Here is a 12,492-nt window from a genome sequence, read left to right on the forward strand (position 1 = left end):
CCCCATGACGACAATCGGATTCATCGGAGCAGGACACATCGGCAGTCAGGTCGCCCGCACGGCGATCGAGGCGGGCCACGACGTCGTGATGAGCAATTCGCGTGGCCCCGAGACCCTCGCGGCGCTCATCGCCGACCTCGGCCCGCGCGCTCGTGCCGCGACGGCGACCGAGGCCGCGACAGAGGGCGACATCGTCGTCGTGACGGTGCCCCTCAAGGCCTATCGCGACGTGCCCGTCGAGCCGCTCGCGGGCAAGATCGTCATCGACACCAACAACTATTACCGCGAGCGCGACGGCGACATCGCCGTGCTCGACGCCGAAGAGCAAACGGTGTCGGGTCTCCTGCAGGAGCACCTCCCCGAGAGCCGCGTCGTCAAAGCCTTCAACCACATCACCGCGAGCAACATCACGTCGGAGCGGTCTCCCGCGGGCACCGACGACCGGCGGGCCCTCGCGATCGCAGGAGACGACGACGACGCGCGACGGGCGGTCGCAGACCTCCTGGACTCCTTCGGTTTCGACGCTGTCGATGTGGGTCAGCTCTCGGAGAGCTGGCGGGTCGAGCGCGATCAGCCGGCGTACGGTGCGCGCGAGAACGCGCGAGAGCTCCGGGCGAGCATCCTCCTCGCCGAGCGCAACAAGAACTCGCGGTGACGCGGCCGCGACGACCGCGGCCGCCCCGCGTGGCACACTGAACCCTGTGAGCGCCTCATTCATCGTCGTCCCCCAGTGGCAAGGCTCAGGCTCGTCGCGAGCGATGCGTCTCATCGAGGGGGCCGAGGCCATCGGCGGCGACCTGCCGTTCTCTGCGACCACTCGAGTCGACGTGCCCTCGGGTGCCGGCTCGAGCATGGACACGGGCGTGCAGAGACTCAGTTCGGTCGCTCGCGTGCGCGACGAGCTCGCCGCCGTCCTGCGGGAGACCGCGTCGCCCGCGGTCGTGATCGGCGGCGATTGCGGTGTCGAGCTCGCCGCGATCGACCACGCGATGCAGCAGGGGGATGTCGCGGTCGTCTGGCTCGACGCGCACGCCGATCTCAACACCCCGGTGTCATCGCCGAGCGGTGCGTTCCACGGCATGGTCTTGCGCACCCTCCTCGGTGACGGAGCCGACGAACTCGTTCCGACCACTCCCGTGCCCGCTCATCGCGTGATCCTCGCCGGCACCCGAGCTCTCGACGAGGCCGAGAACGATTTCGTCGAGGCGGCGGGCATCACGATGCTCCCGCCCGACGCACTCACCGCCGATTCGCTCGCCGAGGCGGTGCGCGAGACGGGAGCGTCGCGCGTCTACATCCACGTCGATCTCGACGTGCTCGACCCCGCGGAGTTCGGGTGCGTGAGCTATCCGGAGCCGTTCGGCATCACCCTCGCCGACCTCCTCGCGCTCATCGGCGCGGTGCGGGACGTCGCGCCGCTCGTCGGCGCGGGCATCACCGAGTTCGCTCCCGCCTCGATCGATTCCGCGGTGGACGATCTGCCGAGCATCCTCCGCATCGTGGGTGCACTCACGCGATCGTGACGACGGCGTGGCCGCGAGGCACCTATCCGAGGAGCGGGCGGAGCCCGACGGTCGTAGGCTCTCTGTCATGACCGTGCCTGCCCGTCGTCGCGTCACCGTCGACCGCGACGACCGTGTTCTCCTCATCGGCCTCGATCGCGCCGACAAGCGCAACGCCGCCGACCACGCGATGCTCAGCGAACTCGCCCTCGCCTACGGCGAGCTCGATCGTGACCCGGAGCTCAGGGTCGGCCTCGTCTACGCCCACGGCGACCATTTCACCGCCGGTCTCGACCTCGCCGACATCGGCCCCCGCATCGGCCCCGACGGCGTCGACATCGTGCCGGAGGGGGGCATCAACCCGTGGCAGGTCGACGGCACGTCCGTGTCGAAACCCGTCGTCGTGGCGGTGCAGGGAACGTGCCTCACGCTCGGTATCGAGCTCATCCTCGCGAGCGACATCACGATCGCCGCGGAGTCGACCGTGTTCGGCCAGATCGAGGTGAGCCGGGGCATCCTCCCCTTCGGTGGGGCGACCGTGCGACTGCCGCGCGCCGTCGGGTGGGGCAATGCCATGCGGTGGATGCTCACGGGCGATCGGTTCGACGCGCCGGAGGCCCTGCGCCTCGGGCTCGTTCAGGAGGTCGTACCCGACGGCACGGCCTTCGATCGGGCGCGGGAACTGGCGCGGCGCATCGCGGCTCAGGCCCCTCTCGCCGTGCAGGCGACGCTCGCGAACGCCCGTGTGGCCGTGCGCGACGGAGACGCCGCAGCCGAGTCCGCTCTGCAGCCCGAGCTCGTGCGACTCGCGGCCACCGAAGACGCCCGCATCGGCATGGAGGCGTTCCTCTCGCGCACCGATCCCGGATTCGTCGGGAGGTAGCGCCGTGGGCAGAAACCTCGAATCGCAGCGCGCGATGAACTCCGAACAGCTTGCCCAGCGCATCAAGATGGGCGACCACCTCGACGTCGAACGCCAGGTCGAGCACTTCGCCGTCTTCGCCGTGCGAGCGAACGCGGTCGCCGCGAAGGTTGCACTCACGGCGGCCGGGTTCGACGCCTCGATCGTGCGTCGCGGCTGGAGCAAGTTCGAGGTGCGGGCCAGGCAGACGACGAGTCTCGACACGTCGACCGTCGACGGCTTCGTCTGCCAGGTGTTCTCGATCGTGGAGACCTACCGTGGGGCCTACGACGGATGGAGCGGCTCGTTCGCCGTGTCACCTCGCGAACAGGAGTGAGTGCACATGAGTGAGACCGAGTGGGATGTCATCGTCATCGGGGCGGGTGCGGTCGGAGAGAACGTCGCGGGTCGTGCGGCCGAGCGGGGTCTCAGCGTCGTCATCGTCGAGAACGAGCTCATCGGCGGGGAGTGCTCGTACTGGGCGTGCATGCCCTCGAAGGCGCTCTTGCGCAGTTCGAGCGCGCTGCGAGCCGCTCGCGCGGTTCCGGGGGCTCGCGAGGCCGTCACGGGCGAGGTCGACGTCGCCGCGGTCTTCGCTCGGCGCGATTCGTTCACGAGCGGATGGGACGACTCCTCCCAGGTGGAGTGGCTCCAGTCCGCGGGGATCGACCTCGTTCGCGGGCACGCCCGTCTCGCCGGGGAACGCGTCGTGCACGTGACCTCAGACGACGGCGCGGGACGCGAGCTCACCGCTCGCCACGCTGTCGTCGTGAGCACCGGGTCAACGGCCGCGATGCCCGACATCCCCGGCCTCGCCGAGGCGACGCCGTGGACGAGTCGCGAGGCGACGAGCGCGACGAGCGCCCCCGCGAGTCTCGCCATCATCGGTGGCGGTGTCGTCGCGGCAGAGATGGCGACGGCCTACACGGGCCTCGGGAGCACCGTGACCCTCATCGCGAGAAGCGGTCTCCTCGGTTCGTCTGAGCCGTTCGCGGGCGAGCTCGTGGGGTCCGCCCTCACGGATGCCGGCGCGACCGTCCTGATCGGCCGCTCGCCCGTCGCGGTGCGCCGTCTCTCCGACGAGTCGGTCGAGATCGACCTCGACGACGGCTCGACGGTGTCGGCCGCCGAAGTGCTCGTCGCAACGGGACGTAGCGCGCACACCGCGGATGTCGGTCTCGAGACGGTGGGTCTCACTCCGGGCGACTGGCTCCCGGTCGACGACACGATGCTCGTCGAGGGGTTCGACTGGCTCTACGCGACGGGCGATGTCAATCACCGCTCCCTCCTGACCCACCAGGGCAAGTACCAGGCGCGCGCGGCCGGCGACGTCATCGCCGCACGTGCTCTCGGGTCGGAGCTGTCGACGGAAGCGTGGGGCACCCACGTCGCGACGGCCGACCATGCGGCGGTTCCGCAAGTCACGTTCACCGACCCCGAAGTGGCCTCCGTCGGCCTCACCGCCGCCGCAGCCGAAGAGGCGGGTCTCGACATCCGCGTCGTCGACTACGACCTCGGTGCCGTCGCGGGGTCGAGCCTCCACGCCGAGGGCTACTCGGGTCGAGCCCGCATGGTCGTCGACGAGGCGCGGTCGGTCGTCGTCGGCGCGACTTTCGTGGGCCCGGATGTCGCGGAGCTCGTGCACGCCGCGACGATCGCGGTCGTCGGCGAGGTGCCCCTCTCCCGCCTGTGGCACGCCGTGCCCGCATACCCGACCATCAACGAGGTGTGGTTGCGGCTCCTCGAGACCTACGGTCGGCCCGCGCAGTAGCGACTCAGAGGCCCGCGACGCCCGCGTAGACACCGAGCGTCGCGGCGGCCGTCGACGCCCACGTGAACCCTTCGGCGTGGTCTCGGGCTCCTCGCCCGAGGGCCTCGAGCCCGTCGCGGTCGTCGAGGAGCGCCGATACGACCCTGGCCCACTCGCGGGGTTCCCGGCCGTCGACGAGCACCCCCGAGACCCCGTCGTCGACCGACTCGACGAGACCGGTGCTCCGGAATCCGACGACGGGGGTTCCGCTCGCGGCCGACTCGAGCGCCACGAGCCCGAAGGTCTCCGAGTGCGAGGGCACGAGGGTGAGGGTCGCCTCGGCGAGGAGCCTCGCGAGGTAGTCGCGGTCGACCGACCCGATGAAACGGATGTCGTCGGCGACACCGAGCTCGTCGGCGAGCGTGCGCAAAGACCGCGCGTACCCCTCGTCACCCGGGGTCGATTCCCCCGCGATGACGAGCACGGGCGATGGCCCGCTTCCGCGCGTCATGTCGGCGAGTAGCCGCACCCCGAGGTCTTGGGCCTTGAGGGGTTGCACGCGGCCGACGATGACGATGAGGGGGCGGCCAGCCGCGACGTCGAGCCGGGCCCGCACGACGTGGTCGGCGCGCCGCGGCCGGAAGTGGTCGACATCCACTCCCGGCGGGATGACCCAGACTCGATCGGCGGGGGCGCGCACGTCGTCGATGAGTGTCGTCACCTCGGCGGCCGACGACGCGATGACCGCACTCGCCTGGTCGGCGAGGAACATCTCGCTCCGCACCCGCCTCTCGCTCTCCGGCTCGGCTCCGGGCGCCAGGCGACGGTTCTTCATCGCCGCGAGAGTGTGGAAGCTCTGCACGAGGGGGATGCGGTGCTCGATCGCCACGGGGAGGGCGGATATGCCGCTCAGCCAGTAGTGGGCGTGGATGACGTCGAACCCGCCGGGAACACTCGCGTGGAGTTTCGCGATCCCCTCGCCGAACTCGTCGCTCACGCGGGAGAGGTCGTTCTTGCGCAGCTCGCCGCGGGGGCCCGCCTCGAGCTCGTGGAGCGTTACCCCGGGCGAGAGGTCGACGACGCGCGGCTCGGCGACGGCGCGCGTGAGCACGTCGACGGCGAGTCCGCGGGCCCCGAGCGCCGTGGCGACCTCGCGCACGAGGATGTTCATGCCCCCCGCATCGCCTCGGCCCGGTTGAGCGGCGGGCGACGTGTGCATCGAGATCATCGCGACACGGCGGATCGGGGAGAGCATCCAGCCACTGTATTGCGCCGCCCCTGGCCGTCCGAGCCGTGTGCTACCACTGAAGACATGACACCGGAGGCAACACCCGCGCTCGAGATTCTCGAGGCAGCAGCCCGAAGCGTGTGCTCGATCGGTGCCGCATCACCCGTGGTGCGCAGGATCGCCCTCGACCACCGCGTCGTCGCGGTCGGTTACGCTATCGCGACCGCGGGGGCGCTCGTGTGGGGCGCTGCGCTCAGCACCGGGCCTCTCGAGCGCGAGCACGGTCTCGTCGTCGCGCGCGGGTGCCCGCGGTGGGCGTTCGGGCGCGGCGGAACGATGATCGGCGGCGTGTATCTCACCCGCGATTCGACCTCGCCGACCGTGATCGAGCACGAGGCGGTGCATCGGGAGCAGTGGCGGCGCTACGGTCTCGCCTTCATCCCGCTCTACGTCGCTGCGGGAGCGGATGCCCGTTCGAACCGCTTCGAGAGGGAGGCCGGTCTCGAGAGGGGCGGCTACGCGTGAGCAACGGGCACCCCGCGTGACGACAGCGCGCTACTGCCCTCGCGCTGACCTCGCGAGCGGCACCACGAGGGGTGTTCCGGTCTCAGGGTCGTCGATGACGCGGCACTCGAGGCCGAACTCCCGCCCCACGAGGTCGGCGGTGAGCACGTCTCCCGGTGGGCCCTCGGCCACGATGCGTCCGTGATTGAGCACGACGAGGTGGGTGGCGTACCGGGCAGCCTGGTTGAGGTCGTGGAGGACGACCACGAGGGTCTTGCCTCGCGCGTGGAGCGCCGCGCACAGGTCGAGCACGTCGTACTGGTGGGCGATGTCGAGAAACGTCGTCGGCTCGTCGAGCAGAAGCAGATCGGTCGCTTGCGCGAGAACCATAGCCATCCACACGCGCTGACGCTGCCCGCCTGAGAGTTCGGTCACGACGCGGTCCGCGAGGGCCGTCGTCTCGGTCGCCTCGAGCACCTCCGCCACGACGGCCTCGTCGGTCGCGCTCCACTGCCTCAGGAGGCTCTGGTGGGGATACCTGCCGCGCGCCACGAGGTCGCGCACCCGCACGCCGTCGGGTGCGATGGGGTTCTGCGGCAGGAGTGCGAGCCGTCGAGCCACCTCCTTGGTGCGGTACGACCCGATGGCCGCGTCGTCGAGCACGACCTCGCCCGATGCGGGGGCGATGGTGCGTGCGAGGGCTTTGAGCAGGGTGGACTTGCCGCTCGCGTTCGGCCCGACGATGACGGTGAAGCCGCCGTCGGGGATGTCGACGCTCAGCGCCTCGACGACGACACGGCCGTCGTACGCGAGAGTCACGTCGCGCGTTCTCAGTCGAACGGTCATCAGATCGTGCCTTTCTTGAACTCGCGAACGAGCAGGAAACCGAGGTAGAGCCCGCCGATCGCTCCCGTGAGCACTCCGACGGGCAATTGCACCTCGAAGGGGGAATTCTGCACCGCGAGATCGGCCGCGACGATGAGGAGCGCCCCCGTGATGGCCGAGATGGCGACGTTCGCTCCCCCGACCCGCGTGAGCCGCTTCGCGACCTGGGGGGCGATGAGCGCGATGAACGCCACGGGGCCCGCGACGCTCACGGCGGCCGCCGCGGCGGCGACGGCGACGACGATCGACACGGCGCGCGTGGTGCTCGCCTTCGCTCCGAGAGAGTCGGCGATCTCGTCGCCCATCTCGATGAGCGACAGGCGCCGGCCGAGCAGCATCGCCGACGGCACGATCACGAGCAGCGACGCCCAGATGATCGCGGCGTCGTCCCAACTCCGCGAGGCGAGGGTGCCGTTGATGTAGGCGGCGAGCACGGTCGCCTCCTCGCGACCGGCGCGAGCGATGAGCAGGTTGGTGACGGCGACCCCCATGGCCGACACCCCGATGCCGACGATGATCACGCGCGACGGCGACGAGAATCCTCGACCGGTTCCCGCCCACACGACGAGCATCGCGACGGTCGCGCCGACGAGGGCACCCACGGGCACGGGAACGACGCCCGGCCACACGAGGGCGGATGCCGCGGCACCCGCCGAAGCCCCGACGCCGAGTCCGATGACATCCGGGCTCCCGAGCGGATTGCGGGTCACGGTCTGGAACAGCGCACCCGCGATGCCGAGGGCCGCGCCGGTTCCGATCGCCGTCACGAGTCGAGGTCCGCGGAGTCGTGTGAGCACGAATCCCTCGGAACCGGTGGGCGCGATGACCTGGGCGGGGAGCGTGAGGATCGGGATCCCGAGCGATCCAAGGGTGAGCGTGAGGAGCCCGGCGACGAGGAGGAGCACGGCGAGCACGGCGCCCACACCGAGGGCACGCCGACTGAGCGGGATGCTCACCGCCGTTCCGATGCGCACGGTCGTCGTGGTCACGCGAAGCCCCGGCCGCGGCGAACCGCGTAGAGCAGCACGGGGGCACCGATGAAGGCCGTCACGACACCGACCATGAGTTCGGCGGGGCTCACGATCACGCGGGCGATGACGTCGGCGAGAAGCACGAGCGCCGGCCCGAGGATGGCGCTGTAGAGCATGACCCAGCGGTGGTCCGATCCCGTGAAGCTGCGCACGATGTGGGGCACCGCGAGACCGACGAAGCCGATGGGGCCCACGGCGGCCGTCGATGCCGCACACAGGAGGGTCGTCGCGACCGCGCCGAGCACGCGCGTGCGGCCCGTGCTCGCACCGAGGGCCGTCGCGGTGTCGTCGCCGAGCGCGAGGGTGTTGAGGGCCGGCGCGATGAGAAAGGCGAGCGCGAGGCCCACGAGGATGAACGGCAGGATCTCGCCCGCGACCGCGGGCTCCCGGCCGGCGAGCGACCCCACGACCCAGTAGCGGTAGCTGTCGAAGACGTCGGGGCGGCTGAGACTCAGGGCCTGGATGTACGCGGCGATGACGGCCGACACGACGGCTCCGGCGAGAACGAGCCTCACGGGGCTCGCGGCGCGCCCACCCGACCCGAGCGCGTAGACGATGACGACGGTCACGAACGCGCCGGGGAGGGCGACCCACACGGATGCCGCCGCCGAGCCGGTACCGAAGAACCACGCGGCGGTCACGATGGCCGCGGCAGCGCCCACGTTGACACCGAGGAGACCGGGATCCCCGAGGGGGTTGCGGGTCACGCCCTGCATGACGACGCCGGACACCGCGAGTGCCGAACCGACGAGCACCGCGAGGAGGGTGCGGGGAATCCGGCTCGCGACGACGGTGTCGTCGAAGGTGCCGGTCGGCGCGACGAGTGCGGTCCAGACATCCGCGAGCGCGATCGCTCTCGTGCCGACGGCGAGGCTCAGCGCGACGCAGCCGAGGGTCACGACGATCGCGACGACGAGGCCGAGCAGGAGGGGTGACAGAGCGCGACGGCGCCCGGCCGGCGCCACCGCCGTCGTCGACGGGGCCGGGAGCTCGGCTCCCGACCGCGTCGACGACGGCATCATCGGCGGTTACTCCTGCGTCGCGGCGACGGCGTCGTCGATGAGCGGGATGTACTCGTCGATCGCCCACGGCACGCTGTACGGCGTGATCATGCTCATCGCCATCCCGAGGGGGCGGTCGATGTTGACGACGGCGGAACCCCGTTCGACCGCGGGGATCTGGGAGTAGAGCGGCTGGGCCTCGATGTCGGCCGCGCTCGCCTCGTCGTTCGCCCACGAGAAGAGCACGTCGACGTCGTCGAGCACGTCGGCGCGCTCGAGACCGATCGTCGAGGTGAACGTGCCGTCCGAGACGGGGAGGGCGGCGACCTCGTCGACCTCCACGAGTCCGAGGCCCGAGATGATGTCGACGCGAGGGTCACCCGCCTGGTAGACGGCGAGGCTGCCCGGGTCGCCCGCGTAGATGTAGGCGAACGATACGCCCGCGAAGTCGGGGTTCTCGGCCGCGGCATCCGCGATCTGCGTCTCGAGGTCGGTCACGAGCCCGGCCGCCTCGTCGCTCTTGCCGAGGGCCTGCCCGATGATCTCGATCTGGTCGTCCCAATCGGTGCGCCACGCCGTCTCCGGGTAGGCGACGGTCGGCGCGAGATCGTTGAGGATGTCGAAGTCGTCTTGGCTCAGGCCGGATTGCGGCGCGAGGATGAGGTCGGGCTCGAGCTCGATGATCGCGTCGATGTCGACCTCCGGGTACACCGCGAAGGTCTCGGGGAGCTCGTCGCCGCGCTCCTCGATGGCCGCTCGGGTCCACGGCTGGTAGCCGTCTTCGTCGCCGCTCCAGGCGTCGACCTCGACCCCGACCGGCGTCGTGCCGAGCGCGACCGCGGTGTCGGCCGAGCCCCACCCGATGGTCACGACGCGCTCCGGCTCGGCCGGAATGACGGCGTCACCGAGGGCGGAGCTGATCGTCACGGGGAACGCTCCGTCGCTCGACGCGCCCTCCGGCTCGGCCGCGGTGCCGCTCGCGCACCCCGCGAGGGCGATGAGGGCCGTCGTCGCGAGAGCCGCGGTCGCCACTCGGGTGAACATTCTGGTCATGGTCGGTCCTTTCGAGGCGCACCGGTCGGTGCGCGCGAGTGGCGCTCGGGCTCGTGGTCGAGTCGAGGCGGATGGCGGCGCCCCGGGTGGGGCGCGTCGAGCGGGAGCGCAGCGAGACGGCGAGGCCGGAAGCCCCGTGTCAGTCGCTCTGTGTCGGCAAGGGTCAGTTCTCGGAGCGACCGCGGCGCCAGTAGCCCATGAAGGCCACGTCGTCGCGGTGCATGCCCGACTCCTGCACGAGGAAGCGGCGCAGGAGCTTGATGCACCCGGCCTCGCCCGCGATCCACGCGTAGAGGTCGTGCTGGACCTCACCCCGAGCGGGAGCGGCGGGAACGTCCCAGAGGATCTCGCGATCGACGTCGATGTCGGTGATGTCGTCGGCGACGTCGCTCTCGGGGCGCACGATCATCTCGCTCACCCACGTGCGCACGGCACGGTTGAGAGCGACTCCGTGCTCGGTTCCGCGGGTGTCCCGCGCGAGCCAGGTGACGGTCATCCGGCCGGGCGCCGCGACGGGGAGAACATCTTTCTCGCTCGCGACCTCGATGAAGACCTGTCCCCGGGTGTCGCGCGGAAGGGTCTCGAGGATGCGGCAGATGGCCGGGGCGGCGGTCTCGTCACCCGCGAGGAGCACGCGCTTGGCCGTTCCGGGCTTGAACTCGATTCCGCCGATCGGATCGATCCCCTGCACGAGGGTGCGGGCGTCCGGTCCGACGACGAGCAGTTCGTCACCCTCGCGAGCGCGGTTGACCCAGCGCGTCGCGGGCCCGGTGTCACCGTGCACGACGAAGTCGATGTCGAGTTCGCGCTCCGCCTCGCGGTGTGCGCGCACCGTGTAGGTGCGGAGCGGGCACTGCTCGTTCGCGGGCAGGGAGCGCCACGCGGTGTACCACGACGTTCCGGCCGACGCGGGAAAGGTCGTGAGCCCCGTCTCGGCGAGGGGAAGCACGAGCTTCACGCGCTGGTCGTCGCCCGGGGCGAGGAAGTGTTCGAGGGCGTCGCCTGTGAAGGTGACTCTCACGAAGTTCTCTCCGAGGCGAGCGAGGCGTTTGACGGTGACGGGGAAGACCGCGAAATCGACGGTGGTCGCGATGGTCGAGGTCGTCTCGCTGCGCGTCATGCTCATGCCTGAAGTATGGCATGCCTTACCTAAGGAAGGTAACCCTCTCCTGCGTTCGTGTCACAAACGGTCGGGATCGCAGCTCGATCACCACTGCGGTGGGTGCCGACGCTGCCACAGGATGCGCCTCTCGAGCTGAGCGCCGATCGAGAGCAAGACGTCTTCCCCTCCCGGCCGACCGATGAGCTGGACACCCATCGGCACACCCTCGGCCGTGACTGACACCGGGAGCACGATCGCGGGGAGACCCGAGACGTTCACGAAGCTCGTGAACGGCGTGTACTGCACCTGCTGAGCGAAATTGAGCTCGGGATCGGTCTGCGGGTACCACCCGATGGGGCGCGGTGGCAGGGCGAGGGCGGGAGTGAGCACGGCGTCGAACCGGCGGAACTGCCGGATGATCGATCTCTCGAAGGCGCTGAGAGTCGCGAGCGCCCCGCCGAGTTCCCGAGCGCCCACACCGCGGCCCCGCTCGACGAGCCACCGCGTGAGCGGTTCGAGCTGGTCGAGATCGGCCCCGTCTGCCGGGATGCCCGCGGCACCCGCCTGCCAGATCGTGCGGAATGCTCCGGCGTAGGCGTCGCTCTCGTCGAGAGCGAACTCCTCGACGCCGTGGCCGACGGCGTCGAGATGGGAGACGGCCTCGGCGAGCGCCGCCGACGCTTCGGCGGAGACCGTGATGTCGTAGCCGGCGTCCCACGGCGAGGTCGTCGTGAGCCCGACGTGGAACCGGCCTTCGCCGCGAACCGCCGCGTTGGAGAGGGCGCCGCCGTCCCACCGAGGAGCCCGCACCGAGAACGGCGGCGGCTCCTCGCCGATCATCACGTCGAGCAGGAGGGCCGCGTCACCCACGGTGCGCGCGAGAGGCCCGGGCACGACGAGCCCGGCGAGCTTGTCGAGCCCCGTACCGCTCGGCACGAGCCCCCGTGTGGGCTTGAGACCCACGAGACCGGTCGCGGCCGCGGGGATGCGCACCGACCCTCCGCCGTCGCTGCCCGGGGCGAACGGCAGCAGTCCGGCGGCGACCGCGACCGCCGCTCCCCCACTCGAGCCACCCGCACCCGTCGCCGTGTCGTAGGGGTTGCGAGCGGGAGGCGCAACGAGCGACTCCGTGTACGACGGGAGGCCGAACTCGGGGGCGTTGGTCTTGCCGAGACTCACGGCACCCGCGCCGTCGAGAACCTCGACGAGCTCGTCGGACGCGTCGGGCACGAATTCGGCGAAGAGTCGGGAACCGTAGGTGGTGCGCACGCCGGCTCGCGCCGAGAGATCCTTATCGCCGAACGGCAGGCCCCACAGGGCGAGGCGCCGATCCGGCGCCGCACCGAGAGCTCGAGCGCGCTCCCTCGCCCGCTCCGCCGTGACGGTCACGAAGGCACCGAGCCCACCGTCGAGCCTCTCGATGCGGTCGAGGTAGTGGTCGACGAGCTCGAGAGGCGTGATCTCGCCCCGATCGAGCCAATCCCACTGTTCGCGAGCGGTCAGGTGGTGGAGTTCGAACATCCGTTGAGCCTAGG

13 protein-coding genes are annotated in these 12,492 nt (G+C 70.7%); 6 read left to right on the forward strand and 7 right to left on the reverse strand.

Going from position 1 to position 12,492, the window contains the following annotated elements; genetic code table 11:
• Positions 1-4: 4 nt before the first annotated feature.
• The 5 genes from ACLHG5_RS06185 to ACLHG5_RS06205 all read left to right on the forward strand — a co-directional run bounded on the left by ACLHG5_RS06185 (position 5) and on the right by ACLHG5_RS06205 (position 4,174).
• On the forward strand, positions 5-655 hold the full coding sequence (locus tag ACLHG5_RS06185; protein ID WP_411318138.1) for an NADPH-dependent F420 reductase: 651 nt from the start codon (positions 5-7) through the stop codon (positions 653-655).
• A gap of 46 nt (positions 656-701) precedes the next feature.
• A complete protein-coding gene (locus ACLHG5_RS06190) occupies positions 702-1,523 on the forward strand; it encodes an arginase family protein (RefSeq protein ID WP_411315026.1) in 822 nt (273 codons plus the stop codon).
• A gap of 67 nt (positions 1,524-1,590) precedes the next feature.
• Positions 1,591-2,385: a crotonase/enoyl-CoA hydratase family protein gene (locus tag ACLHG5_RS06195; RefSeq protein WP_411318139.1), complete on the forward strand. Its 795-nt coding sequence runs from the start codon at positions 1,591-1,593 to the stop codon at positions 2,383-2,385.
• Between the two features lie 4 nt (positions 2,386-2,389).
• On the forward strand, positions 2,390-2,740 hold the full coding sequence (locus tag ACLHG5_RS06200; RefSeq protein ID WP_411315024.1) for a ribonuclease E inhibitor RraB: 351 nt from the start codon (positions 2,390-2,392) through the stop codon (positions 2,738-2,740).
• A 6-nt stretch (positions 2,741-2,746) separates the two neighbouring features.
• Complete coding sequence (locus ACLHG5_RS06205; RefSeq protein WP_411318140.1) at positions 2,747-4,174, forward strand: dihydrolipoyl dehydrogenase family protein; 1,428 nt, start codon at positions 2,747-2,749, stop codon at positions 4,172-4,174.
• A gap of 4 nt (positions 4,175-4,178) precedes the next feature.
• On the opposite strand, the gene ACLHG5_RS06210 is transcribed toward ACLHG5_RS06205, so the two are convergent.
• A complete protein-coding gene (locus ACLHG5_RS06210) occupies positions 4,179-5,408 on the reverse strand; it encodes a glycosyltransferase (protein ID WP_411318141.1) in 1,230 nt (409 codons plus the stop codon).
• A gap of 57 nt (positions 5,409-5,465) precedes the next feature.
• Between ACLHG5_RS06210 and ACLHG5_RS06215 the strand changes: the two genes are divergently transcribed.
• The gene (locus ACLHG5_RS06215) at positions 5,466-5,906 is read left to right on the forward strand and encodes a Fe-S oxidoreductase (RefSeq protein WP_411318142.1); all 441 of its coding nucleotides are present in this window, start codon (positions 5,466-5,468) and stop codon (positions 5,904-5,906) included.
• Positions 5,907-5,936: 30 nt separating this feature from the next.
• Here ACLHG5_RS06215 and ACLHG5_RS06220 read toward each other — a convergent pair whose 3' ends face one another.
• The 6 genes from ACLHG5_RS06220 to ACLHG5_RS06245 all read right to left on the reverse strand — a co-directional run bounded on the left by ACLHG5_RS06220 (position 5,937) and on the right by ACLHG5_RS06245 (position 12,478).
• Positions 5,937-6,731 carry an ABC transporter ATP-binding protein gene (locus ACLHG5_RS06220; protein ID WP_411315020.1) on the reverse strand — a complete coding sequence of 265 codons (795 nt, stop codon included), beginning with the start codon at positions 6,729-6,731 and terminating at the stop codon, positions 5,937-5,939.
• A complete protein-coding gene (locus ACLHG5_RS06225; RefSeq protein WP_411318143.1) occupies positions 6,731-7,759 on the reverse strand; it encodes a FecCD family ABC transporter permease in 1,029 nt (342 codons plus the stop codon). Before ACLHG5_RS06225 ends, ACLHG5_RS06220 begins: the two co-directional genes overlap by 1 nt.
• Complete coding sequence (locus ACLHG5_RS06230) at positions 7,756-8,823, reverse strand: FecCD family ABC transporter permease (RefSeq protein WP_411318144.1); 1,068 nt, start codon at positions 8,821-8,823, stop codon at positions 7,756-7,758. Before ACLHG5_RS06230 ends, ACLHG5_RS06225 begins: the two co-directional genes overlap by 4 nt.
• A 6-nt stretch (positions 8,824-8,829) precedes the next feature.
• Positions 8,830-9,855 (reverse strand): iron-siderophore ABC transporter substrate-binding protein, encoded by a 1,026-nt coding sequence (locus ACLHG5_RS06235; protein WP_411315017.1) that lies wholly within the window; start codon positions 9,853-9,855, stop codon positions 8,830-8,832.
• A gap of 163 nt (positions 9,856-10,018) precedes the next feature.
• Positions 10,019-10,981 carry a siderophore-interacting protein gene (locus ACLHG5_RS06240; RefSeq protein ID WP_411315016.1) on the reverse strand — a complete coding sequence of 321 codons (963 nt, stop codon included), beginning with the start codon at positions 10,979-10,981 and terminating at the stop codon, positions 10,019-10,021.
• An 81-nt stretch (positions 10,982-11,062) separates the two neighbouring features.
• Positions 11,063-12,478, reverse strand: coding sequence for an amidase (locus ACLHG5_RS06245; protein WP_411318145.1), 1,416 nt, complete (start codon positions 12,476-12,478; stop codon positions 11,063-11,065).
• Positions 12,479-12,492: the final 14 nt, after the last annotated feature.

The sequence above is a fragment of the Marisediminicola sp. LYQ85 genome, assembly GCF_046600695.1.
Taxonomy (GTDB): Bacteria; Actinomycetota; Actinomycetes; order Actinomycetales; family Microbacteriaceae; genus Marisediminicola.